Below are 22742 nucleotides of genomic sequence, written 5' to 3'. Positions count from 1 at the left end.
GGAGACCGTTTTCATTTTTAGACAAATCGGCCGATTTGTCGGGATTTCTGACAAGTTTGAAGAATCGTATAATTACAAGCGGTCAACCCAGTGCTATACTCCTTTAAGCAAGTGAAAGGAGTATAAAATGAATAAAAAAATAGTGAATAAAGCCAATACGGTTCGATTGATTGTCATTATCGGTGTTATTATTATACCACTTATGTATAGCTTTTTCTATCTCAGCGCCTTCTGGGATCCCTACTCAAAACTCGATAATCTGCCGGTGGCACTGGTCAATAACGATACGGGCGCGACCATCAATAATCAGCAGCGCAATCTGGGGGAAGAGTTTATTGATGAACTGATTAAGGACGGCACCTTCAAGTATGTGATTACCGACGAAGCCACCGGAAAAGCCGGTACCGAAACCGATGATTACTATGCAATGATCGTGGTGCCAAAGAATTTCTCAAACAATATTGCTTCGGCGGCGACGGTTAACAAGCAGACTGCCAGCATTATTTTTTCGCCCAACGAAAAACGAAATTATCTGGCCAGCCAGATCCTCGGAAAAGCTGAGATGCAAATGGAAACCAGCTTAAGAGAAAGCATCTCCGGCGAGATCGTTAACAATCTGACCGATCAGGTGGCCAAGGTGCCCGGTCAGTTGAGTACTTTGAATGATGGCTTAACCCAGCTTTCCAGCGGCTCAGCGCAACTTTTGAGCGGCTCTCAGACCTTAGCGAATGGTACCTATTCGCTGGCCGCTGGTTCCCAGGAATTGGCCGCTGGCTCAGAAACCCTGGCTTCCGGTACCCAGGCCCTTGCTGCTGGCAGCCAGACCCTGGCCAGCGGAACGCAAACTCTGGCCGCTGGAACCGAGCAATTTGCCGCAAAATTTTCGGATTTTAACGATGGCATCAGCACCTTAAAAAGTGGTTCGGCCCAAGTGAGTAATGGGGCAGAAAGTTTGGCCGCTGGAACCGAGCAGCTCAATCTGGGGATTCAAGCCTATACTGCCGGGGTCGATACCCTGATTGGCAACGTCAATCAGACCTCGGCCTTTATCTCGGCCTTTGTCGGTGAGCATCCGGAGCTGATGGAGGATCCCCAGTTTGCCGCCTTTATTGAGAATATGGCCTCCAGTGACAACGCCGATAGCATTGCCCAACTGGAAGCTGCGGGCAGTCAACTAAGCGGCGCATCCGATGCCATTGCCGCCGGAACCCAGGCATTGGCCGCTGGAACCAGCAACCTGGATGATGGGATTGCTACGGTTAGTAGCGCCGCCGGTCAATTAAATAATGCTGCCGACAGCATCTCATCTGGAGCCAGTGCCGTTTCAGACGGCGCTTCATCACTGACAAATGGCGCAACGGCTTTGTCAAACGGGGCCACGACGTTGACCAATGGGGTGTATACCCTGGCTGATGGGGCCAACACCCTGGCTAGTGGTGCCACGACCCTGGTCGATGGTCAGCAGCAACTTAACAACGGAATTACCACCGCTCAGAACGGTGTTACCACTGCTGTCAATGATGCCAATGCCGACACGGTCAAATTAAATGGTTTGGGCACCTATGTCAGCGAGCCGGTTACGGTGGACGATGCGGTCATTGACCCGATTGCCAATTATGGCACCTACTTTTCGCCCTACTTTATGTCGCTGTCACTCTGGGTTGGCGGTCTGATTATCTTCTTCGGAATTTATTTTGATGCCGATCAGAAATTCAAAATCCTGTCCCGGGAGAGCGGCAATAAGACCGCCCGCAGCTTTATTTATCTGCTGTTGGGGCTGGCTCAGGCAATTCTTTTGGGCAGCATCATTAAATACGCCCTGGGGCTGGAAATTGCCCATACCGGACTGTACTTTGTTTCGGTTTGTCTGGTCTCGATGACCTTCCTGGCGATTGTCCAGTTCTGTATTATCCATATGGGTGACGCCGGAAAATTTGTGGCGCTGACGCTGCTGATTTTACAGCTGACCTCTTGTGGTGGCACCTTCCCGATTGAAACGGTACCGAAGTTCTTCCAGATGCTGTACCCCTTTATGCCGATGACCTATTCGGTGGTGGTGTTTAAGGATACCATTACCGGTGCCATCTCCGGCGACTTCTGGCACAGCTTCCTGATTCTGGTGATTTACCTGGTGGTTTTCTTTGCCGCTACGATCTTCCTGACCATGATTAAGAAAAAGAAGGCAGATAAAGAGGATGTCACCGCCATCGCCGAACTGAACTCGGATCACTTATTTTAAAATGACCAAGATTAAAAGAACGCTGCATAGCTCTATGCGGGGTTCTTTTTATTTGGGTCGATTACTTTGAAATAAGAAGCGGAAATGATATAATTATCTTCAAAAAAAGATCACGAGGAGTAGTCCGCATGTCCGATGCATCAATAACTAAAAAAGCGATCGCCAAAAGCTTTAAACATATTTTAAAAAATAAAAACTTTGAAAAAATCACCATTGCTGAAATTACCGCCGATTGCGGTCTGAACCGCCAGACCTTTTATTATCATTTTCACGATAAATATGATCTGATCAACTGGATCGTTTATCAGGAGGCGATTTTAGTCATCCGAACAGATCTGACCATCGAAAACTGGGACAGCAAGGTGCTGGCGCTGTTAACGACCATGAAAAAGGATGGCCATTTTTATCAAACCACCTTAAAAGACATCAACGGTACCGAATTTCAGAATTATCTGTTTACCGTCACCAAGGAAATATTTATGGAAATGATTGAACACCTGTCTCGTGATCGTAAAATGAACCCGGATGTTGCTCCGGTGATGACGCCCCAGAAGAAAACTTTTACCGCCGAATTTTTGTCCTATGGGGTGGTGGGGATGATTATCGATTGGGCCCAAAACGGGATGAAGCAATCACCCGAGGAAATCACCATCAGCATTAAAGAGATTATCAACGGGGCCCGGATGTTTGCCGTTTCCCGTTATTTTCAGGAACTGACCAAAGCGTAACAGTGAAGACCGGCTGGATCAGCAGCCACACATAATGAAAAATTTAAGGAGTCCAAATTGAAGAAGAATGAAACTATTGAGTTAACGATAGAAGGGTTTAATTTCCCCGGAAAATCCTGGGGAATGCATGGCGAAAAAAAAGTTGTCATGAAAAACGGCCTGCCCGGTCAACGCGTTTTGGTAAATATTGCCAAGAAACGAAAAAAATATGAGGGCCGCATCATGGAAGTGCTGGAAAAAGCCCCCAATGAAATTGATGCCGTCTGCGATGTGTTTGATAAATGCGGGGGCTGTACCTACCAGAACCTGCCCTATGACGAACAGTTAAAGCTTAAAGAAAGCTATGTCTTAAACCTGCTGGAGCAGGCTGGGATAGCGGGCTTTACCTATGAGGGGATTGTTCCCAGCCCCGAGGTTTTCGGTTACCGCAACAAGATGGAGTATTCCTTTGGGGATAATGAAAAGGATGGCCCGCTGATGCTGGGGCTGCACGAACAGGGAAGCTTTTATAATATTGTCAAAACCGATAGCTGCCAGATTACCGATGCCGATTTTAATATAATCCAAACAGCCGTGCTGGACTATTTTACCCGAACCGGGGACAGTTATTTTCATAAACGCAGTCACGAAGGCTTTTTACGGCATCTGGTGGTGCGCAAGGGAAAACATACCGGTGATTTGCTGATCAATCTGGCCACCACCACCCAGGGAACCCTGGACGAAGCGGCTTTTGTCAACTGCCTGCTGGAGCTGCCGCTGTCCGGCCAAATCCGGGGGATTCTGCATACCCAAAACGATGGGGTTGCCGATGTGGTCAAAGCCGAAACCGCCAAAACTCTGTATGGTGAAGATAAAATTGAGGATAGGATTTTGGGACTGACCTTTGAAATTAGCAGTTTTTCCTTTTTCCAGACCAACACCTTAGGGGCCGAAAAGCTCTATTCGGTCGTTCGGGATTTTGTCGGACAGGAACAGAACGAAGTCATTTATGATTTATACTGCGGCACCGGTACCATTGCCCAGGTACTGGCACCCGTTTCTAAAAAGGTGGTCGGCATCGAGTTGGTGGCCGAAGCAGTCGAAGCCGCTAAAGCCAACGCCACCAAGAACGGCCTTGATAACTGTCAGTTTATCGCCGGCGACGTGATGGTGGAGGTGGCCAATCTTCATGATCCGGCCGATGTGATCATTCTGGACCCGCCCCGGGATGGCATTCACCCCAAAGCGATCTTTAAAATTCTTGATTTCAAACCCAAGACTTTTGTCTACGTGTCCTGCAAGGCAACATCGCTGGCCCGGGATCTGCCATTTTTTGTGGCAGCGGGGTATGAAGTGAAGAAGGTGAAATGTGTGGATATGTTTCCGCATACCGGGCACGTGGAGACGGTGGTGTTGGTAACGAGGGTGTAAAAATGGTTAAAGATCATTTAGGAAAGAGTTATCAGGGCGTTAAAGAAATGTGTTCAGCATACAATATCAGTTATGCTGTCTTTCTTGATCGAAGAAGTCTAGGGTGGTCTTTAGAGGATTGTTTAACGGTTCGGGTAGTAGACCATAAAGGCAGAGGCTATAAATCAGAAGAAGAGATGTGTAAGTATTGGGGCGTTAAATATTATGTGTTTAAAGATAGACTTTCTGAAAATTGGACATTGGAAGAGGCGTTAGAAAGTAAACAACCGGATAGCATTAAGGATCACCTAGGCAGGGGTTTTAAAACAAAGTCTGAAATGTGTAACTATTGGGGTGTTAAGGAGTACGTTTTTAATGATCGGATAAAAGATGGCTGGACATTGGAAGAAGCCTTAGAAGGTAAAAATCCGAATATGGTAGTTGATCATTTGGGTAGGAAGTTTGACACCGAGAAAGATATGTGCGCTTATTGGGGAATCAAAAGCTATATTTTTAAAGATCGAATAAAAGAGGGCTGGAGTTTGGAAGAAGCGTTAACGATACCGTATAAGTTGTAGTAGATAAGCGTTGGATTGATAGCTACAGTGTAAATTTTCACATTGTTTCGGACTGAATTTAATCGATTTTTATGCAATAGCTGAATAAAGCCAGAGAAAAGGGTGGCTTTGAGTTGTGTGCTTGCTGCCCGATGGGAAATCACATTCATCTGCTGATCAAAGAAGGGGGGAGAACTGGGAACTAGTATCAAACGGATGACCGTTGACTATGTGCAATTGCACAATAACAAATACGGCCGCACCGGGCACCTCTTTCAGAATCGTTTAAACAGCGAAGTGGTGGAACAGTTACGATCAGATCAGGCAGGCCTATCAGGGAAAGGCAACAGCACTTGATAGTGGGATAATCAAAAACTATTTTCTGACAGAAGCAGATTTTATTCGATTTTTTGAGTATGAAAATCAGGACGAATGTCTGGATACCCGCTCAAAAACCAGATGAACCGATGAACGAATGACGAATCTGCTTAGCCAGAACCCCGAACACCGGGATCTGGGAGAAGTATCGGTAGATAAGCGAAATCAGCTGATACGACAGATTCAGCTGAGTGTTGGGATTGGGCAAGATGATGGTGAAGCGGGCAGTAAAATGATAAATATGACAGACGAAACGTCCTCTTGTCATATAGAATCACATAAAAGATTTGGAGTGCTTAGATAAATGGATATAAAAGAATTTTATTTTCAAAATATAAAAGAAGAAGAATATCATTATCGTTTTTATGATTCAATTAAGAATGTCAATGAGATATACAGTGTTTTTAGTGAATATGAGGAAGTAGATGATTGCAAATTTGAAGTGTATGATACAGAGGAAGCGATAACAAAATTTAGAGAATTATGCCAGCCAGATGTAGACTTTTCTAATAGTGAAAATAAGTGTTGGTTTAATCTAATAACGTATTATTTATATAAAATGGGATATGAGATAAAAGAATTCCCAAGATTGTTAGCGAGACCACCTATAGATCCCAGTAACTTTACTTATGGAGAAATAAGAAACAGAATTATTACTCAGGGAGAAGATGATAATGGAACTGTTAGATATGCAGTTAGAAGAAAATTAGTTGCAGGTTTAACCTTTGAGCAAAACTCAAGCCATATTGATATAGATCATTTAATAAATCAAAAGTTTGTTGAGATATCAAATCGGCAAGCATCTTTTAATAATATGAGCACTGATGAAAAACTTGCAGAGATAGCAAACTTGATAGAAAACTTATTAAAGAAAAATGGAAAGTTTATCACGCCTGATTATCCTATGGTTTGTTTTGATTATATTTCTAACGATAAAGTGACAAGCTATAGAAAGAAAATGCATTGCTTTAGGCATGCGACAAACGAAGCAATAGCAGAAAGAAAAACCTATACGGAAGAGCAAAAGAATTTTTTGGTTGATTACGGATTGACTATTGTTAAAGTAACACATTCCTTAATGAAATAAAAATAGTCTGTATAGAACAGAGTATTATTAAGTTTTTAAAATCAAATAAAACTGAACTAGTTCATGGCAGGGTAAATATTATTACCCCATATAGGATGTGCACAACTATAGTCTTTTGTGCGCAAAGATGACGTAACCATTAGCTAAGCGTGGATATTGTAAAGTGGGATCATGACCTACTGCCATACTTTTAGTATGTTAATTTTAATATACCAGTATGATAAAAATGATGTTACCTAACTTTGTGAACAGATTTGTTAGGAGAAAGTGTAATATGCCTCATTGGGCAAACTGGATAAGCCGACCACCTTTATAGATTTTATCCTTTAAAGTGGTAGACATAAGTTCGATTCTTATATGAGGCACCAAAACGAAGGTTAGTATGAAATCAAAAAATTTAAAACTATTTAAAAGAGAAATAGGTCAAGCGAACCATTATTTAATAACAATATTAGTTGGATTAGATGGAGTTAAAGCTGGAGTCATTGAAAAAAATGAAGAATTTAGTACTTCTTGGAACCCAAAAGACAAAGTTGCTTCTACCAATCGAAGTCGTGAGTTTTCAATAAAATCTGTGTTGTCATGGACAGTAGATAACTTAGACATGTATTTTAGGATGAGCTATGAAGAACCAAAACTGATAAACAATATTTCGTTGCAAAAAGAGATAGATAAAAACAATCAAAGTGTTTACCACTCATTTTTGAGTTTTGGAAAAGCTTATGAATTTGATCAAATTAATTCCTCGATTGTTGATTTAATGATTTGCTGGAGAAATAGATTGGTTCATTATAAGGCCGAAAATAAACCTTTAGCTGAGGTCATAAATTTATTAAAACGTGATAGAAATAAAATTATGGAAAGACATAACGGAATGGATATTTTATTAACTCTAGAACGATTTGAAAAAAAGCAAACACCCACTTTTAAGGAAATCGCATCGATGATCAAAGCTATGATTGAGTATGTATATCAACTTGATAAGCAGCTAATTGAGGATATAGATTTATTGGCTTATAGTGACATAATTATTATTAAGTATATAAGAGAAAATGTTGATAAAAGACTTCAAAACATATATAAGAAACCAGAAAAAAGCAGAGAAAAAGTAATTTGGAATATTTTATCTGAGTACGGCCTCAAAGAAGATATGGATATAAATTTGAAGAATTTCGTATTGGATTTATCAAAAATATCATATAGTTCAGCTAAAAGTAAGTATAATAATGGGTCCTTCATATAAAATAAAATCTTCGCGAAAAAGCTGTGAGGTCTGAAATGACACGTATGACGTGGGCATGACATGGGGACGTTTCGCTTGTCATATCCGTTAAGCTGTGATATACCTGAAAAAATCAGGAGAGGGTAATTCGCTACATTCACCGGAATCCCTTAAAACCGGAATGATTGCCTGACTGGAAGAATAACCATGGAGCAGTTATGATAAAGTTATCCAGGGCTATCAGGGAAATTCGACTGCACTTGATGTTGAGATCATCAAAGACTATTTCCCAACGGGGGCAGGTTTTATTCGTTTTTCGGAGAAAGAAAATCAGGATGAATGTCTCGAAATCAATCAAAAATCTAGATGGAGTGATGCACAGCTTACCGATATCCTGAGACAGAACAGCAAATATCAGAATCTGGGCGAATTGTCTGCTGAAAAGCGAAACCAGTTGATCCGACAGATTCAGCAGGAAACGGACAGCAGTATCCGTCAATTGAGTCGGGTGCGGGGTCTGGGTAAGATGATAGTGAACAGGCATTGAAGCGGCAAACATGACAAATGAAACGTCCCCTCGTCATTTATAGCATAAAGTTTTTGATAACCAGTTGTATGTGCCGTAAGCAATAGCGGCGGAATGGAGGTTTAAAATGTTAAATAAAGCAATCGAAATTGCTGCAATTGCTCATACTGGGCAAGTTGATAAAGCCGGAGCACCCTATATATTACACCCACTCCGAGTGATGCTTTCAAGAGATAATGATCTTGAACGAATATGTGCAGTATTGCATGATGTCGTAGAAGATTCGGAGTTTTCCTTTGAAGATTTACGGAAACAGAGGTTTTCAGAAGAAGTCATTGAGGTATTGGATTGCCTGACTAAGCGCGATGGAGAATGCTATGATGCATTTATTGGCAGAGTAATAGAAAATGAAACGGCCTGTCGGGTGAAACTGGCAGATATCGCTGATAATATGGATTTAACACGTATTGAAAAGCCAACCGAGAAAGACCAGGAACGGATTAAAAAATATGAAAAAGCGGTTGAAACTATTTTAGCAGCGTTATCATCAGAGATTGAATAAATATGTTACGGGGATGATTCGGTAATTGAAAACGTCCCCTTGTCATTCGGGATGTTGGCGGTTAAACAGTTACAGTTTTTTATCCAGACAAACATGTCAATGGTAAGTGTTATAACCGCATTCTTAAGATCTGATAATTTTCTTGAAATTTTTGTTTCCAGGTAATATAGTATGACTGTGTAAATGTATATTTTAAATGGAAGGGAATAACAGAAAGTTGTGAAAAGTTTCGGATTGGGACAATTCAATTTCAAGTGGTGTGGTTTATAATGGAGTTGCAATATTATTTCGCTGGTGATTTTGGGGAATTTGAAAATTATTTTTCAAATATCGAACATCAAAAACGAAAATACAAAAAAAGCGATTCAATCAACGCCATTGGTGAACCAATGGATGAATTGTTTTATATTTTAAATGGAACCATGGCGGTTTCATATTTGCATAAATCAGGGCACATCAAGGCGTTTTCATTTTACGGTAAAGGTTATCTGGCACCGCTCTATTTTCCAAAGGATATAGAGACAATGCATGCTACTGCATTTACAGCTGTCTCCGATCTGGAGGTTTACGCATTTAAGCGCTTATCGTTTAAGCAACATTTAGATGAGAATCCAAAACTTAATGATGCCATGTACTGGGGTTACATCAACCTGGTGTCATTATTGATTCAGGATAATGCAAATCAGCTTTTTTGTTCGGGAATGGAAAAAATTTGTAATTTTTTTTATATCTATTTAGAAAATATGAAAGAAAAGGATAATACAATTTATTTAACGCAAAATGAGATTATGGAGTTTGTGGGCATGAACCTGGCTAACGTTTCTAAATACTTGAAAATATTGCGTGATGAAGGTGCGATAAGAACACAACGAAACAAGATAATTGTAGAAAATTTACAAAAGTTAAAGATTCATTGCACGTTTTAAATGGTTTAAACTAAATAAAAAAACAAATTTACGAAAAAAAGCTTCGAAGTACCTTTTAAAAGGTACTTCGAAGCTTTTTAATTTGTTATGATGAGTGCATCGATGAAAACGTTGAACAATCAACAAAAGCCCAGTAAACATGTTTATACTATTCAAATTTGATATGAGCTAGATTAAAAAATTAAGAAGTGAGGATCATGATGGAATTAAGTAAAGAGACGTTGCAAACAAATAAGCTATTTGAAGATTTATATGATGGAAAACAACCACGACGGATACCTATTGTATCGACAGCAGACAATGCATTTTGTCTAGAGTATGCTGGATTTAATTTAAAAACGGAACAATATAGTGTTGATGAAAACCTGGAAGCGATTAGAAAAGCCACTGCTGATTTTGACTGTGATGCAGTTTTTGCCCTGTACGCCCGGTTTCCACACCTCTACAAAATTTTAGGATCAACTAATTTTGTGCCGGGAGCCGATGGATTTCTACAGCATCCAGAGGTGTGCGGATTGGAGGTAGATGAATATGATGAATTTATTGAAGATCCTCTGAAAACAATATGGGATAAGGTGCTGCCGCGTATTCATAAAGAAATCGGAAAAGGTGGTTTTGAAGGGCAAAAAGCAGTTTCAAAAGCCTATCATTCTTTTTATGAAACTATGGGGAAAATTGGCATGGCATCAATGCAGATGGCCAACGAACTGGGCAGATCAACATATTCTTTTGTTGGTGCTATCTCATCCACACCTTTTGATGTACTATCCGATCAGCTGCGATCTTTTACCGGCATCAGTGCGGATGTAAGACGACGTCCAGAAAAAGTGGAAGCGGCGGCGGCGGCCTTACTACCGCTGGCATTAAAGGCAGGGATACTGCCACATTCAAATCATTATAATCGCACCTTTATTCCCCTGCACATGGGACCGTATCTGCGGGAAAAAGATTTTGCAAGACTCTATTGGCCTTCATTTAAGGCTTATGTCGAGGGATTAGACAAAGCTGGCGTTGGTGCAAATATATTTGTTGAACAGGATTGGATGCGATATCTTGATTATTTGAATGAGTTGCCGCAAAATACAACATTTATGTTTGAGTATGGCGATCCGGCAGTTATTAAAGAAAAATTAGGCACGCGACATATTCTGACAGGTTTATATCCACTGGGGATTCTTAAAACACACACCAAGCAGGAATGTATTGATCAAGCGAAATTTCTTATCGATAAATTAGCTCCGGGTGGACGATATGCCTTTGGTTTTGACAAGTGCCTCTTACGATTAAACGATGTCAATGTCGATAATTTAAAAGCAGTACTGAGTTTTGTAAAAGAGTATGGAAAATATTAAGGAGAAGCGCCATGAATGAAAAATTGAAATCAGAATATTATCGTGACCTGCCAGAAACACTTGAAAAATATGAAGTCTTTGAGGAAGCCATTCCTTATGCGGCAGAAAGCCTCCAGGGGCTTGAAGAAATGTTTATCGGATTCACCATGTATTTAATTGTATGATTTTTTGAACAATAAGAATCAATAATTGAATAAAAAAATAGTGAAGATTAGTGTAAAATAAAGGAGTATAAAATGTTGGACTATAAACTATTAACGCAGACCTTGGGTGATTTGGAAGAAGAACAGGTCATTGAACTGTTGAAGGAATTTGTGACTACTGACCCATCAGAAGCGGAAGCATTGGAAGCGGTGGGCGCCTGTCAGGCAGGAATGGGAATTGTTGGTGATTTGTTCGAAAAGGGTGAATATTTTGTTGGTGATCTTATTTTTGCTGGAGAGCTCTTAACCGAAGCAATAAATGTTTTAAAGCCGGTGCTGGGTGCTGGAACATCATCGGCACTGGGCACCATACTACTGGGAACCGTGCATGGGGATCTCCATGATATTGGGAAAAACATCTTTAGAAGCATGTCGGAGGCAGCTGGTTTCGAAGTGGTTGACATTGGTATCGATGTGGCAGCCGAAGAATTTGTCGCAAAAGCAAAAGAGCTTAATTCTCAGATTATCGGCATGAGTGGGGTTCTGACACTGGCTATTGATTCGATGAAAGATACTGTTGAAGCGCTACGATTAGAAGGTGTTGATTCTAAAATTATTATTGGTGGCAATCCGGTAACTAAAGAGGCCTGCGATTTGATTGGTGCAGATGCGTTTACAGTCAATGCTGCTGAGGGTGTAAAAATCTGTCAAAACTGGGTATAGGAGTCACTGATGATTATTATCGGAGAGAAAATAAACGGAACCATACCAGGAGTAAAGGCAGCGATTGAAAAAAGAGATTCTGCATTTATCGTCGATCGTGCCGTTAAACAGGTGCAGGCTGGAGCAGATTTTATTGATATCTGTGCCAGCACCGCACCGGAACACGAAATTGAAACATTGAAATGGCTGATCAAAGTAGTTCAAGATGTTACAGATACACCGTTATCGATCGACAGCCCTAATCCTCGGGTCATTGAAGCGGTCTTCAAGTATGTCAACAAGCCTGGAATAATCAATTCTATCTCGGAAGAAGGAGATAAGTGTGAAGTGCTGCTACCTTTGATGGCCGGTAATTCCTGGGAGGTAATTGGTTTGACCTGCGACAACAACGGGATTCCGAGCGATTTACAGACGAAGCTGAAAATAACAGAAAAGATGGTGGAAAAAGCGGATCGATATGGAGTGACTCCAGATCGGATTCACATTGATCCATGCGTGATGGCTTTATCAACCGAGAATAGTTCAATGCTTAATTTTTGCGAAGAAATCAAGACAATTAAAGCACGTTTTTCTGATATTCATGTAACAGGAGCGATCAGTAATATTTCTTTTGGCTTACCGGTTCGGTCTTTACTTAACAAAACCTGTATGGCTTTTGCCATTCAGGCCGGGATGGATTCAGCCGTTATGGACCCCATGAACAAGGATATGATGGGAACTATTTTTGCAACATATGCATTGATAGGGAAAGATAAACACTGTCGTAAATATAGCAAGGCATTCAGGGCAGGGCAGATTGGCTCAATTGTAAAATAAGTAGCGCTAATCAAAATAAAGTCGAACAAATTTAGCATTTTTTAAATTTAACTGAGAAACTAAAACGAAATGCGTTGCTGTTTCTGAAAAATAGAGGCTAACAGAAATATGAATCAGACATCTGAGATAATAGCAATGCAAACTGACAAAAATCGGACTGGAAAGGTGCATCTCACAATGAATAAGCTAAAACAATTTATCAAAACAGATAACGAAAGACACAGGAAAGACACAACAAAAGAAACGTCCCCTAATCATTCTGATCCTGACTATCGCCAGGTGTGGCTTCAGCGCTTATACTTTGGGGCCAAACGTAGCGACTGTTACAGTACCTCGCGTTAAAAAGGCAGAACCGGTCAAGCACTGTTTAGCATATCATGATAGGCTGGGAACGGAATCCGGTGCAGATCCCCTGGATACCCTTTGGCGGGTTTTTCATCGGCAGAAGGGGGCAGTATTGGGGCTTTCCGATGATGTCGAAGAAATTGGGGTGACCTATCCTTGTTCAGAGGAGGACTACTTTTGTTATTTTGCCGGCGGAACAACCCAAGCGGCTGTAATTCCCGTCAATATCAGCAGTTGGGATCTGCCGCAAGGAGAATACATTGTTTGCAGTTTTGAAGCCGAAAACTTCAAAGAGCTTGTGATGGACGCTTTATACAAGGCGCAGCAATACCTGTATCAGGTTTGGCTGCCAAATAAAAATTTGTCGACTGATTACTTTTGTGCGGAGCGTTATTCAAGCCATTCACCCGAAACGACAAGCATGGAGGTCTGGCTAAAGCCGACCAATTAGATTTCAGGTTATCACAGAATAATGATCGAATTGTGAGAAAACATGTTAATTGATGATCGTTCATAAGACGAAATAATTCGGACGGTTCTCTCACAATTCTCTAAAAAAAATTGAGGAGATGCGATAACAGATTTCAAAAATTCAGCCATCTAGAGCCGCAAATAACGTTCACGAAACAGGCTTAACTATGCGTATCGAAGCATACGATGTTGATGGAAAAGAACTGAATATACTTATTGCCGGAGATCGGCGATATGATTATATTGAGCAAGCTCAGTTAGAAAATATAGATATATTGGTAGCCAGTCATCACGGAGGTGCGTTTTGTTGGTCAAAAAGAGGAATTTTACCAACTGCTAAAAATGAGGAGACTTCTATCATTATATATAGCTGTGGTAGAGGTAACACGCATAAACATCCTTCGAAAGTTTCAGAGTATTATGTTGCAGAGATTGGAAGCAAGCACACTTCACCTGCCAAAATAGTGATTTTGAAATTTCTATAGCTTTTTTATGATCCATATGTCATAGGGCGGCTTAGTTTGTCATACTAGCAAAAAGGTGGAATATTTATAAAAATACTAGTGGGGTCAATTTTGTATATGAAACGTCCCCTTGTCATGCCTAAGTTGTAGTAGATAAGGGTTGGATTACAGCGACGGTGTAAAGAACCTAGATGAAGATGCGAAGGAATATTACTAAATTAGCACCCACATTGAGACTGCAAAACCAAAAATGGGGGAATAGGAAATGATTATTTACGTCGTTTACACTGAGTTTGCTATTTTATATAAAGGTTTATGTGATAACGCATATATTTTATTAAATAATTTAACATAAGAAAAACTACTAAACCCTTGAAATATCTGTGACTGGAATGAATCAATAAATTATTAAGAAGGGAGAGTTGATTATGAAATATTTAGGATCATGCCTTTGTGGTGAAGTTACTTTCGAAATAGAAGGAGACTTTGATAATTTTTATCTTTGTCATTGTCGGCGATGTCGCAAAGATACAGGTTCAGCTCATGCAGCCAATCTATTTTCTTCTACAGCCAAGTTAAGATGGTTATCCGGTCAGGAAAAATCAAAAACCTTTAATTTTCGTGGAGAGGGGCACATAAAGAGTTTTTGTACTAATTGTGGATCAGCGTTGCCAAATATACAAATGGATGGAAAATTGCTGGTTGTTCCTGCAGGAAGTATTGACAGTGATATAAATATTAAGCCGCAAGGTCATATCTATTATGCAAGTAAAGCAAACTGGGATACCGAACTTGAGAATGTACCAAAATTTGAAGAACTACCAAATGGATAAAAAGAATCATTATTCTTTATCATCGTATTTGTATTTTGACAAAGATTATAAAGAAATCATTGCGAAGCGAGACTGTTAAATAATTATGAAATTCAGCCATTGACCCAAACACTGGAAGAAGTATTGCTGGAGTTTGAAAAAGGAACATTCTATCAAGCCGTAAATAAAAAAAATGAACTGATTGGATCGGTCAGAGGTTTTGTTGACAATGATACGCTCTATATCGGCAAATTGATTATACATCCCGATTATCAGGGAAATGGCATCGGCACAGCACTGCTGAAAGAAATTGAAAAAGACAACTCAGGACTACGACAAGAACTGTTTACCAGTGATCAAAGTCTTAGAAATTTAAGACTTTATAAACGCCTCGGCTTTGTCCAATTCAAAATCAAACCGCTGTCAAAAGATCTGAATCTGGTATTTATGGAGAAAAAACCGGGATTGCTCAAGACATGATATGGGGAGGATTCGGTAATTGCATAACAGCGTTCCATTGACATCCCTCTCATCCCCTTTGTCATAGGGAACGGGTAAGATGATATGGAGTGAGATCAAAAACAATAGCGTGGTAGATAACCACCAGGGAGAAATGATGAAGGATATTATCACAGAGACAATCGACAATTTATGCAGAAATAATATGATCGGATATTATGTGGAAACCCTCCCACAATTATATGAGCTGATTCGGAAATTGATGCCAGAGGGGCAGACTGTGGGCTGTGGCGATTCTGTTACGTTAGAGCAGACCGGCGTATTCGAATATGTGAGAAATCATTCTTATACGTTTCTGGATAAATACCGGCAAGGCTTGAGCCGCAAGGAAAAGCGAGAGATTTATCTTCAAAACTTTCGTGCGGATACCTTTTTAACAGGAATTAACGCTGTGACTACAGATGGAAAACTATTTAACATCGATGGAAACGGAAGCCGTGTCGCACCCATCATTTATGGACCGAAGCAGGTGATTGCAGTTGTGGGAACGAACAAAATTGTAAAATCGGTTGAGGATGCTATTTTGCGTACCCGTCAGATTGCCGCGCCGCTGGATGCAAAGCGATGTGGAAAGGAAACGCCATGCACGAAACTTGGCAAATGTATAGACTGTCACCATTCCCAACGTATTTGCAATGATTTTGTACTGATAACAGGTCAATTTGAAAAGGAACGAATCAAAGTTATATTTATTGAAGGAGATTACGGGTATTAATCTTTGCTGTCACAGGTATGACAAGGGGACGCTTCGAGAATTCCCCTTGTCATTCTTTCTGGGGTTCAAAATCTGGAGGGAAAGATACCATGATACTTAAACTTACCTCAATTCTCAACAAAATTTGGTAGAATCTTGACATAGGTTAGATATAAAAACAGTATTACCTTTATCAGTGTTGTATCCACTGTTTATAATACTCAATTCATGACGGTTAATAATTCTTTAAATCCATTCATGACTAAAGGCATGTTTTGTTTAACAAATGATTCTGCAGGGATATGACGCCCTTCATTGTTCCAGTCATAAGCTGCCCCATACATCCCCCAGCTTAACATAATAGACGCTGTATTCAACAATAATTGTTCGTTTGAATTTAAAATCTTATCTTTAGTTAGAAAAGCATTCAATGTTGTTTTCGTAATCTCTTTTATTTTGGATTCAAATTGAGTGCCAAGAGTTTTATAACTTCTTTGGCACAAAGTACTCAAATCTTTGTGAAAATCACATACTGCTAAAAATATGCTCTGAATAGTCTCTTCATTTAGAATTTCATGTCCATCTATTCTTCGGAGTAGTATGGTCATAAAAGATTCCGTTATTTTAGACTCAAGGATATCAAATTTGTCCACAAAATGCGCATAAAAGGTAGCTCGGTTAACTGTAGCTCTTTCTGCAATGTCTTTAACAGTGATATCATTAAATTCATTCTCTCGCATTAATGAAGTAAAAGCGTCTTGTATGAGTTGACGCGTCCGTTTCACGCGAGGATCTAGTTCGTTTTTTTTTATTGCCATGTCGTTACCTCCTATTATAAACAACATTAACGCATTTGTGTTGGCTATACCACAGACTATCTATATTGATGGTTGTGTCCGTCTTATAGTTATTATAACATAGAAGTGCAACACGTGTTTGAAAAATAACAAATGTTGCATAAGACTTTAAGTACGGATGAATTTTTCTGGATTTAACATGGTCTATTGTAACAAAAATGCCAAATGTCACGTTGAAAAATGAAGGTTTAAAAGGAGGAAAAATATATGATCGATTCACTGTTAGCTCAATCATCGGATAATCAATTGTTTTCTAATGTCGTAAGGGAACGTCATTCCATCCGCAGTTATAATCCTGAAATCAAGGTTACTAAAGAGGAATTGATCGAAATATTACAACAAGCTACACTGGCTCCCTCAGGCGGCAATCTACAGTCATGGCGGTTTCTTATTATCGATACGCCTGAATTAAAACAAAAGCTGCTTCCAATCGCATACAACCAAAAACAAGTGGTTGAAGCTTCTGCTGTCATTGTCGTTCTTGGTGACTTGGAATGCTTCAAAATGGCTGATAAAATTTATGGCAAAGCAGTAGATGCAGGATTTCTCTCTGCCGATATGGCAAAATCTTTTATCAAACGCTATACCGACTTGTATTCTAACATGTCATTGGAAGAAATCCGACAAACCGTATGTATTGACTGCGGACTGGTATCAATGCAGCTAATGCTTACTGCTCGTAGTAAGGGCTACGATACGGTACCAATGGCAGGATATGACAAAGAAAAGTTTTCGAAGGCTTTTAACATTTTTGACCGATATTTTCCTGTTTTGCTAATTGCACTAGGCAAAGCAACGACATCTGGGCATCCAACTGTGAGGCTCCCAATCCAAGATGTAGTTTTTTCAGAATAGACTTTTTCCTCTGAAAGTATTATACCCTGCAAATAATTTGATTTACCTGTGTTTGCTTTGCTTGCTTATTCAGCACACAGCCTAGATATATCTAAACTTATCTTGAGGCATGAAGCTCTTTTTTTGAATTGACTTCTTGAATGGGCTTGACTAAAAGCTTCGAGCAAGGCATAATAGTTGATAGTATCAACTAAATGGGGAAAGGGTATGAACAAAGAAGAAATAGTTAGAAAAGAGTTAAGGCTAATTGTGAGGGAATTAGGTTTATTAAATTACAATTGCTTGAATTCGGGCTTGACATTGGCGCAATCGCACATATTAAACTACTTAAAGCAAAACGGAAAGACTACTTTAAATGAATTATTAATCAATTTGGGCATCGATAAGGCTTCACTTAGTAGAATAGTTAGTAATTTGCAAGCTAGTAATTATTTAGAATTGAAAAGGTCCGAAAATGATAAGAGAATGAAAGATATTTACCTTTTGCCATTAGGTTTGACAGCTATTAACGATGGGGAGTTTAAAGCAAATGTATTTATGAATGAAATTTTAGAACGAGGAGATAGCGAGGACATAGATAATATTGTTAGGGCATTTAAAGCATTTCGTATTCTTGCATTAAAAAACCATCTTGAAAAGAATGATTCTAGAATCTTGATTGAGAAAATTTCAGAAAATTATATGGATGAAGCAATAAAATTAGCAACAGAAGTATTTACTAACGAACAAGGTATTCCTACAGAATTGGTTCCATTAAATCTCAATTTAAAGCCAATCTGGTGGGGTGCAAGAGTAGGAGAAGATATTATAGGGGTGGCAGCTGCCTGGAAAAAAAATGATAAATGGCGATGGGGAAGGTTCGCTGTTGATAAAGGTTTACGAGGTATAGGCATTGGTGAAAAAATAGCTATCTATTCATTAAAAAAAATTTTCAATGGATATACAGATGAGTTATATATTGATGCGAGAGATGTAACTGTGAATATGTTATTGAAATTTGGAGGCAAAGTTATTGGAGAAACAGAAGAGTTTTATGGTGAAGCTATAACGCCTATATTATTAAAAAAAGAGTCGTTTGAAAAATATTTGAATCAAAGCTATCACATGAAGTAAGTAGAATAGTTTGAACAATAATGGATAAAAGCTCATGACGCGGCATGACACAGGTCCCGAAATGTCCCCTCGTCATTTAGTATGGAGGTCTGGCTAAAGCTGACCATTTAGATTTCAGGTTATCACAGAATAATGATCGAATTGTGAGAAAACATGTTAATTGAAGATCGTTCATAAGACGAAATAATTCGGACGGTTCTCTCACAATTCTCTAAAAAATTGAGGAGATGCGATAACAGATATCTGTAACATTTTATCGCACAGTACCCTTTTGCAATGTCCTTTTGACAAGTTGATTCTCAGGTTTAACCGCTAAAACAGTATAAATAGCAGCGTTAATTTTGGTCTTCTTCACAATTTCAAAGCCAGACGTTAACAATAGTTTCTCAAGTTCCTCGGATTTAATACGAATGGATATGGGCGGGCCTTCGATAATCAAGTCGTCCTTTTCATATTCCAGACATAATAGGTGACCGCCGACTGATAGCATTTTAAATATTTTGCTGAGCGCTGTCGTCAGTGACGAAGAGCGTACTTTTAATTCTAATCGGAATTGCCGTCGATCAAGGCCATATCGACAGCTTGGGTCAGAAGGTTCTGACGTTTTTTCCAGATTATAAGGTTAAAGACAACGGCTCCTTTGTCATACGAGCGAATAGATCGACCGCCAAAATAGGCATAGTTGGACTGCGATTTGGATGACAAACAAATTAGAATTTACCGACAAGGAGGGGAGTACGATGCAAATACGTTTTATAGACAAAGCTGATTTTCAAATATGCGGCTTTTCCGTTGAAACCTCGCTGGAGGAAAGCAATCAGGACGTTGAAGCTTTGTATAGCGACTATTTCGAAAGTGGTAAAGTTTCGATGATTAATAATGTGGCGAAAAGTAGAACAGAAGAGTATTATGGTCTAATGTGGTATCTAGAAGGTCATGAACGATACCACTATCTTTTGGGAAAAGAAACGGACAGCCTTTCTGCAACTTCCATTAAAGCAGAATTAAAAGAAATACCTGCTGCGCTTTATGCGGTTGCATCTTTTGAAAAGGATTATGATGCTGTAAAAGCATGGACGGATTTTTTCTTTGAAGCGATACCACAAGCAGGTTATGCGCTAGATTATAAACATGGTTTTTTCTTTGAGTATTATCCTGATGGCGTAAATGGGAGCTATGAACTTTGGTCGCCGGTGGTGAAAAATGAGGAATAAACGATTGAGTTTGAATTATAAATCTCAATAAGATATGCCCGATTCACAGCTTTAACGGCTTTTAGACGGGGCTGTTTTAGTTGGCTGAATACTGACAAAATCACAAAAATCCGATTTTTTGAACAAGGAAACCTGGCCAAGTGTATGGTTAATCGCCCTAAAACCAGATGGTCAGATGAATAACTGACAGTTCTGGTAAACTAAAACCCCGAATACCGGAATCTGGAAAAATTGCCAGTTGATGAGCGAAATCAGCTGATCCGACAGATTCAGCGGGAAACAGGTGACAGTATCCATCAATTGAGCCGGGTGTTGGGAAGGGATAAGATGATATGGAGTGAGATCAAAAATAATAACGTGGTAGATAACCACCAGGGAGAAACGATGAAGGCTATTATTAAAGAGACAATCAACAAGTTATTCAGAAATAATATGATCGGATATTATGTGGAAACCCTCCCATAATTATAGGAACTGATTCAAAAATTGATGATGCGGACCATTTTGGCAATATCCTCAGAAGCCATTGCAAACTTTGACTTCTCAATAAGAATATTTTTGCCTGTCATAATATAAGACGGCATCACCCGAATATTCCCATAATAGATTTCGCTATTTCGCAACTTGTAGGTGGCAACCGCCGGAATGACATTTTTCTTGGTTGTCTTTTTGGCCAACATGTTAAACGTTTTTTTGGCAACGTCGCCCATGAGCATAATTACTTTGACATTTGGGAATAAGGAAAGCTCTTTTTCCAGGTAGGGTAAGCTATTTTCGATACTGTTTTTTTCAATTGTGTAATCCGACTTAGGTGTTTTGACTGCATTTGTAATATAGACACCCATGTGCAAGATATCCTGGATATCCTTGATTGGCATTCCAGACTTTTGAAAAAGCGGTATCGTTGTTGTCAAGTAATCGGCATCACGCTGTCCGTAAAAATCTTGAGAGGGGTCGGCTGGAACGACCTCGTTTATCATGATTGTCTTGATTTTCAGGGGATCAAGCTCGATATCATTTAACTGGATATTTTTTGCAACGCCAACTGCTTTTTCTAATTCGGCTCTCACATTCATTTTTAATACTCCTCTGTAGCCATCTAATGGCGGTTTTGTGTTTGGCTGTTTAAACAGATGCACTTTTTTGAATAACAACGTAGAGATCTGTTTATTGGTGCGTCTTATCGAGAAACGCTTTTACCGCCGTATTGACCTGTTCAGGGCGTTCAAGCGGCAGGATATGCCCTGCGTTCGGAATGACTTCCAACTCGGCTTTTGTGCCACTGTCGGTAACCCGTTTTACCGCGTTGGCAATCTCAAACTGCTTCACCAGAACACTGTCCGCTCCTCTTAACCAGAGTGTCGGACATTTAATCAACGGAAGCCGGTCAAGAAGGGTCCACTTTAATCGGAACGGTCCGATGCAGCTCAACTGCCAGTCGTCCATGTCATTTTCGCCATAGTTATATTTACCCTTTATCTCATCCTCAAGAATTGAAGTTAACCGGTCCGGATCCGTTGGTTTTGAACCGCCCACATAAATAGACTCCAGCAATTTTCTCATCGCCGCATGGTCTTTCTTAATATACTTTCGGTTAAGTATCCTAAGCATACCGGGTATCTTTATGTAAAGCCATACAATAAATTGCGAATCGACCGTTTCGCTCAAGCCGCCCGGCTCGAACAGAACCATTGATTTGACCTTTTCCGGATGTATCGATGCGTATTCGATGCTGAGGCTGCCACCCATGGAAAGACCGACAAGACTGAAGTTTTCAAGTCCCAACTGGTTAACTGTATGGTGCAGAATGTCCATCAGCCTGGCGCGATCCAGATAACCTTCCCACGGCCTTGATTTTCCGTGTCGCGGCGAATCCAGTGCGAATACGTGATAATCTCTGCTTAAATATGGAAACAGCTGATCCCAGATAAATCGTGATTCATCGTACATTGCACCATGCAACAGCACCACGATAAGTTTGCTCGTTTCGCCTGCTTCATAGACCGACATGGGCCCGCCACACACAGTTAGGTCATGATGCTTCATCCCCGGCACATTCTCAATGCCATTCAATATTTTTTTCGCATCAATCATATCATTCATTTGGTCCACCAGCCTTTCTGTTTTTTTTAATCACAGTTTCAGTTACTTTCTTTAAGCAGTATCTCTAGAATGTCAATCCACGACTCAAAGCCTTTTTCAAGTTCTTCTGGATGAGCGTAATATTTTTCTGGATGATGTGGATCGATCAATTTTTATGGAAAAGCTCACAAGAGCCAGAGAAAACGGCGGCTTTGAGTTGTATGCCTATTCAAAGCCGGGTATTGGACTGGGCAAGATGATGGTGAAACGGGCAGTAGAGTAAAGAAGATGACAAACGAAACGTCCCCTTGTCATTCCCTTGTCATTCTTTCTGGGGTTCAAAATCTGGATTTAAAATATTATCGTTGATCATTTCCAGCATTACATCAACAAGCATGGGGTCAAACTGCGTTCCCCGACCATTCTTAAGTTCATAAATTATATAATCTCTGGTTTGTCGTTCGCGGTATGGTCTGGTGCTGTTCATAGCATCAACGGCGTCGGCTATTCCAATAATTCGTGCCTCAATAGGGATCTTTTCTCCAATCAAACCATAGGCATATCCAGTCCCATCAAAGCGCTCGTGATGATAAAGAGCTCCTTCTGAAACCTTTGTCAAAATCGGTGTTAAAATACCCATAATAAACGGTTGAAAATTCCCCAAAAAC

General features: G+C 40.0%; 28 protein-coding genes and 1 tRNA gene. 23 read left to right on the top strand and 6 right to left on the bottom strand.

Annotated elements, in window-relative coordinates:
• The first annotated feature begins 127 nt into the window (after positions 1-127).
• The 4 genes from Q7P33_RS14530 to Q7P33_RS14515 all read left to right on the top strand — a co-directional run bounded on the left by Q7P33_RS14530 (position 128) and on the right by Q7P33_RS14515 (position 4934).
• Positions 128-2239: a YhgE/Pip domain-containing protein gene (locus tag Q7P33_RS14530; protein ID WP_303871411.1), complete on the top strand. Its 2112-nt coding sequence runs from the start codon at positions 128-130 to the stop codon at positions 2237-2239.
• 128 nt (positions 2240-2367) lie between these two features.
• Complete coding sequence (locus Q7P33_RS14525; protein WP_303871409.1) at positions 2368-2967, top strand: TetR/AcrR family transcriptional regulator C-terminal domain-containing protein; 600 nt, start codon at positions 2368-2370, stop codon at positions 2965-2967.
• Positions 2968-3024: 57 nt separating this feature from the next.
• The gene (gene rlmD / locus Q7P33_RS14520) at positions 3025-4377 is read left to right on the top strand and encodes a 23S rRNA (uracil(1939)-C(5))-methyltransferase RlmD (protein WP_303871407.1); all 1353 of its coding nucleotides are present in this window, start codon (positions 3025-3027) and stop codon (positions 4375-4377) included.
• Between the two features lie 2 nt (positions 4378-4379).
• Positions 4380-4934: a hypothetical protein gene (locus tag Q7P33_RS14515; protein WP_303871405.1), complete on the top strand. Its 555-nt coding sequence runs from the start codon at positions 4380-4382 to the stop codon at positions 4932-4934.
• Positions 4935-5361: 427 nt separating this feature from the next.
• On the opposite strand, the gene Q7P33_RS14510 is transcribed toward Q7P33_RS14515, so the two are convergent.
• Positions 5362-5559: a hypothetical protein gene (locus tag Q7P33_RS14510; RefSeq protein ID WP_303871404.1), complete on the bottom strand. Its 198-nt coding sequence runs from the start codon at positions 5557-5559 to the stop codon at positions 5362-5364.
• A gap of 36 nt (positions 5560-5595) precedes the next feature.
• Between Q7P33_RS14510 and Q7P33_RS14505 the strand changes: the two genes are divergently transcribed.
• The 3 genes from Q7P33_RS14505 to Q7P33_RS14495 all read left to right on the top strand — a co-directional run bounded on the left by Q7P33_RS14505 (position 5596) and on the right by Q7P33_RS14495 (position 7621).
• Complete coding sequence (locus Q7P33_RS14505) at positions 5596-6378, top strand: hypothetical protein (protein WP_303871403.1); 783 nt, start codon at positions 5596-5598, stop codon at positions 6376-6378.
• Between the two features lie 276 nt (positions 6379-6654).
• Positions 6655-6746 (top strand) — tRNA-OTHER (locus Q7P33_RS14500).
• A gap of 14 nt (positions 6747-6760) precedes the next feature.
• Positions 6761-7621 carry a hypothetical protein gene (locus Q7P33_RS14495; protein WP_303871402.1) on the top strand — a complete coding sequence of 287 codons (861 nt, stop codon included), beginning with the start codon at positions 6761-6763 and terminating at the stop codon, positions 7619-7621.
• Positions 7622-7757: 136 nt separating this feature from the next.
• Here the strand turns inward: Q7P33_RS14495 and Q7P33_RS14490 are convergent, their stop codons facing one another.
• On the bottom strand, positions 7758-8144 hold the full coding sequence (locus Q7P33_RS14490; protein ID WP_303871401.1) for a hypothetical protein: 387 nt from the start codon (positions 8142-8144) through the stop codon (positions 7758-7760).
• Between the two features lie 109 nt (positions 8145-8253).
• Here Q7P33_RS14490 and Q7P33_RS14485 point away from each other — a divergent pair, with 109 nt between their 5' ends.
• The 11 genes from Q7P33_RS14485 (at position 8254) to Q7P33_RS14435 (ending at position 15974) form a co-directional block, all read left to right on the top strand.
• Entirely contained in the window at positions 8254-8688 is a 435-nt protein-coding gene (locus tag Q7P33_RS14485) for an HD domain-containing protein (protein ID WP_070370391.1), read from the top strand.
• Between the two features lie 269 nt (positions 8689-8957).
• Complete coding sequence (locus Q7P33_RS14480; protein WP_303871397.1) at positions 8958-9614, top strand: Crp/Fnr family transcriptional regulator; 657 nt, start codon at positions 8958-8960, stop codon at positions 9612-9614.
• A 197-nt stretch (positions 9615-9811) separates the two neighbouring features.
• Positions 9812-10966 carry a uroporphyrinogen decarboxylase gene (locus Q7P33_RS14475; protein ID WP_369693317.1) on the top strand — a complete coding sequence of 385 codons (1155 nt, stop codon included), beginning with the start codon at positions 9812-9814 and terminating at the stop codon, positions 10964-10966.
• An 11-nt stretch (positions 10967-10977) separates the two neighbouring features.
• Positions 10978-11130: a hypothetical protein gene (locus Q7P33_RS14470; protein ID WP_303871396.1), complete on the top strand. Its 153-nt coding sequence runs from the start codon at positions 10978-10980 to the stop codon at positions 11128-11130.
• Between the two features lie 72 nt (positions 11131-11202).
• Complete coding sequence (locus Q7P33_RS14465) at positions 11203-11832, top strand: B12-binding domain-containing protein (protein ID WP_303871395.1); 630 nt, start codon at positions 11203-11205, stop codon at positions 11830-11832.
• Positions 11833-11841: 9 nt separating this feature from the next.
• On the top strand, positions 11842-12648 hold the full coding sequence (locus tag Q7P33_RS14460; RefSeq protein ID WP_303871394.1) for a methyltetrahydrofolate cobalamin methyltransferase: 807 nt from the start codon (positions 11842-11844) through the stop codon (positions 12646-12648).
• 301 nt (positions 12649-12949) lie between these two features.
• On the top strand, positions 12950-13444 hold the full coding sequence (locus Q7P33_RS14455; RefSeq protein WP_303871392.1) for a GyrI-like domain-containing protein: 495 nt from the start codon (positions 12950-12952) through the stop codon (positions 13442-13444).
• A 187-nt stretch (positions 13445-13631) separates the two neighbouring features.
• Complete coding sequence (locus Q7P33_RS14450; RefSeq protein WP_303871390.1) at positions 13632-13949, top strand: hypothetical protein; 318 nt, start codon at positions 13632-13634, stop codon at positions 13947-13949.
• Between the two features lie 407 nt (positions 13950-14356).
• Entirely contained in the window at positions 14357-14761 is a 405-nt protein-coding gene (locus tag Q7P33_RS14445) for a GFA family protein (protein ID WP_303871387.1), read from the top strand.
• Between the two features lie 99 nt (positions 14762-14860).
• On the top strand, positions 14861-15220 hold the full coding sequence (locus Q7P33_RS14440; RefSeq protein ID WP_303871386.1) for an N-acetyltransferase: 360 nt from the start codon (positions 14861-14863) through the stop codon (positions 15218-15220).
• A 136-nt stretch (positions 15221-15356) separates the two neighbouring features.
• Positions 15357-15974, top strand: coding sequence for a lactate utilization protein (locus Q7P33_RS14435; RefSeq protein WP_303871518.1), 618 nt, complete (start codon positions 15357-15359; stop codon positions 15972-15974).
• A gap of 200 nt (positions 15975-16174) precedes the next feature.
• Here the strand turns inward: Q7P33_RS14435 and Q7P33_RS14430 are convergent, their stop codons facing one another.
• Positions 16175-16771 carry a TetR/AcrR family transcriptional regulator gene (locus Q7P33_RS14430; RefSeq protein WP_303871384.1) on the bottom strand — a complete coding sequence of 199 codons (597 nt, stop codon included), beginning with the start codon at positions 16769-16771 and terminating at the stop codon, positions 16175-16177.
• Between the two features lie 246 nt (positions 16772-17017).
• Here Q7P33_RS14430 and Q7P33_RS14425 point away from each other — a divergent pair, with 246 nt between their 5' ends.
• From Q7P33_RS14425 to Q7P33_RS14405, 4 genes are all read left to right on the top strand, one after another.
• Positions 17018-17665, top strand: a complete 648-nt coding sequence (locus tag Q7P33_RS14425; RefSeq protein WP_303871382.1) for a nitroreductase family protein — start codon at positions 17018-17020, stop codon at positions 17663-17665.
• Between the two features lie 207 nt (positions 17666-17872).
• Positions 17873-18778, top strand: coding sequence for a GNAT family N-acetyltransferase (locus Q7P33_RS14420; protein WP_303871380.1), 906 nt, complete (start codon positions 17873-17875; stop codon positions 18776-18778).
• A 740-nt stretch (positions 18779-19518) separates the two neighbouring features.
• A complete protein-coding gene (locus Q7P33_RS14410) occupies positions 19519-19992 on the top strand; it encodes a GyrI-like domain-containing protein (protein ID WP_303871379.1) in 474 nt (157 codons plus the stop codon).
• A gap of 231 nt (positions 19993-20223) precedes the next feature.
• Entirely contained in the window at positions 20224-20457 is a 234-nt protein-coding gene (locus tag Q7P33_RS14405; RefSeq protein WP_303871377.1) for a hypothetical protein, read from the top strand.
• A gap of 14 nt (positions 20458-20471) precedes the next feature.
• Here Q7P33_RS14405 and Q7P33_RS14400 read toward each other — a convergent pair whose 3' ends face one another.
• Positions 20472-21068: a uracil-DNA glycosylase family protein gene (locus Q7P33_RS14400; protein ID WP_303871375.1), complete on the bottom strand. Its 597-nt coding sequence runs from the start codon at positions 21066-21068 to the stop codon at positions 20472-20474.
• 91 nt (positions 21069-21159) lie between these two features.
• Entirely contained in the window at positions 21160-22095 is a 936-nt protein-coding gene (locus tag Q7P33_RS14395; protein ID WP_303871373.1) for an alpha/beta fold hydrolase, read from the bottom strand.
• Positions 22096-22231: 136 nt separating this feature from the next.
• Here Q7P33_RS14395 and Q7P33_RS14390 point away from each other — a divergent pair, with 136 nt between their 5' ends.
• On the top strand, positions 22232-22357 hold the full coding sequence (locus tag Q7P33_RS14390) for a hypothetical protein (protein WP_303871371.1): 126 nt from the start codon (positions 22232-22234) through the stop codon (positions 22355-22357).
• A 39-nt stretch (positions 22358-22396) separates the two neighbouring features.
• Here the strand turns inward: Q7P33_RS14390 and Q7P33_RS14385 are convergent.
• Positions 22397-22742, bottom strand: a 346-nt coding sequence (locus tag Q7P33_RS14385) for an HD-GYP domain-containing protein (protein WP_303871369.1), incomplete at its 5' end; no start/stop codon positions are given.

It is taken from the genome of Acetobacterium wieringae (assembly GCF_026646375.1).
GTDB classification, from domain to species: Bacteria; Bacillota; Clostridia; order Eubacteriales; family Eubacteriaceae; genus Acetobacterium; species Acetobacterium wieringae_A.
Note: the sequence above shows the minus strand (reverse complement) of the source record. Positions and strands in the feature narration are given on the sequence as shown.

Coding starts and splice junctions, on each gene's coding strand:
- Q7P33_RS14530 (WP_303871411.1), top strand. CDS start 128: ATGAATAAAAAAATAGTGAATAAAGCCAATACGGTTCGATTGATTGTC.
- Q7P33_RS14525 (WP_303871409.1), top strand. CDS start 2,368: ATGTCCGATGCATCAATAACTAAAAAAGCGATCGCCAAAAGCTTTAAA.
- Q7P33_RS14515 (WP_303871405.1), top strand. CDS start 4,380: ATGGTTAAAGATCATTTAGGAAAGAGTTATCAGGGCGTTAAAGAAATG.
- Q7P33_RS14510 (WP_303871404.1), bottom strand. CDS start 5,559: ATGACAAGAGGACGTTTCGTCTGTCATATTTATCATTTTACTGCCCGC.
- Q7P33_RS14505 (WP_303871403.1), top strand. CDS start 5,596: ATGGATATAAAAGAATTTTATTTTCAAAATATAAAAGAAGAAGAATAT.
- Q7P33_RS14495 (WP_303871402.1), top strand. CDS start 6,761: ATGAAATCAAAAAATTTAAAACTATTTAAAAGAGAAATAGGTCAAGCG.
- Q7P33_RS14490 (WP_303871401.1), bottom strand. CDS start 8,144: ATGCCTGTTCACTATCATCTTACCCAGACCCCGCACCCGACTCAATTG.
- Q7P33_RS14485 (WP_070370391.1), top strand. CDS start 8,254: ATGTTAAATAAAGCAATCGAAATTGCTGCAATTGCTCATACTGGGCAA.
- Q7P33_RS14480 (WP_303871397.1), top strand. CDS start 8,958: ATGGAGTTGCAATATTATTTCGCTGGTGATTTTGGGGAATTTGAAAAT.
- Q7P33_RS14475 (WP_369693317.1), top strand. CDS start 9,812: ATGATGGAATTAAGTAAAGAGACGTTGCAAACAAATAAGCTATTTGAA.
- Q7P33_RS14470 (WP_303871396.1), top strand. CDS start 10,978: ATGAATGAAAAATTGAAATCAGAATATTATCGTGACCTGCCAGAAACA.
- Q7P33_RS14465 (WP_303871395.1), top strand. CDS start 11,203: ATGTTGGACTATAAACTATTAACGCAGACCTTGGGTGATTTGGAAGAA.
- Q7P33_RS14460 (WP_303871394.1), top strand. CDS start 11,842: ATGATTATTATCGGAGAGAAAATAAACGGAACCATACCAGGAGTAAAG.
- Q7P33_RS14450 (WP_303871390.1), top strand. CDS start 13,632: ATGCGTATCGAAGCATACGATGTTGATGGAAAAGAACTGAATATACTT.
- Q7P33_RS14445 (WP_303871387.1), top strand. CDS start 14,357: ATGAAATATTTAGGATCATGCCTTTGTGGTGAAGTTACTTTCGAAATA.
- Q7P33_RS14435 (WP_303871518.1), top strand. CDS start 15,357: ATGAAGGATATTATCACAGAGACAATCGACAATTTATGCAGAAATAAT.
- Q7P33_RS14430 (WP_303871384.1), bottom strand. CDS start 16,771: ATGGCAATAAAAAAAAACGAACTAGATCCTCGCGTGAAACGGACGCGT.
- Q7P33_RS14425 (WP_303871382.1), top strand. CDS start 17,018: ATGATCGATTCACTGTTAGCTCAATCATCGGATAATCAATTGTTTTCT.
- Q7P33_RS14420 (WP_303871380.1), top strand. CDS start 17,873: ATGAACAAAGAAGAAATAGTTAGAAAAGAGTTAAGGCTAATTGTGAGG.
- Q7P33_RS14410 (WP_303871379.1), top strand. CDS start 19,519: ATGCAAATACGTTTTATAGACAAAGCTGATTTTCAAATATGCGGCTTT.
- Q7P33_RS14400 (WP_303871375.1), bottom strand. CDS start 21,068: ATGAATGTGAGAGCCGAATTAGAAAAAGCAGTTGGCGTTGCAAAAAAT.
- Q7P33_RS14395 (WP_303871373.1), bottom strand. CDS start 22,095: ATGAATGATATGATTGATGCGAAAAAAATATTGAATGGCATTGAGAAT.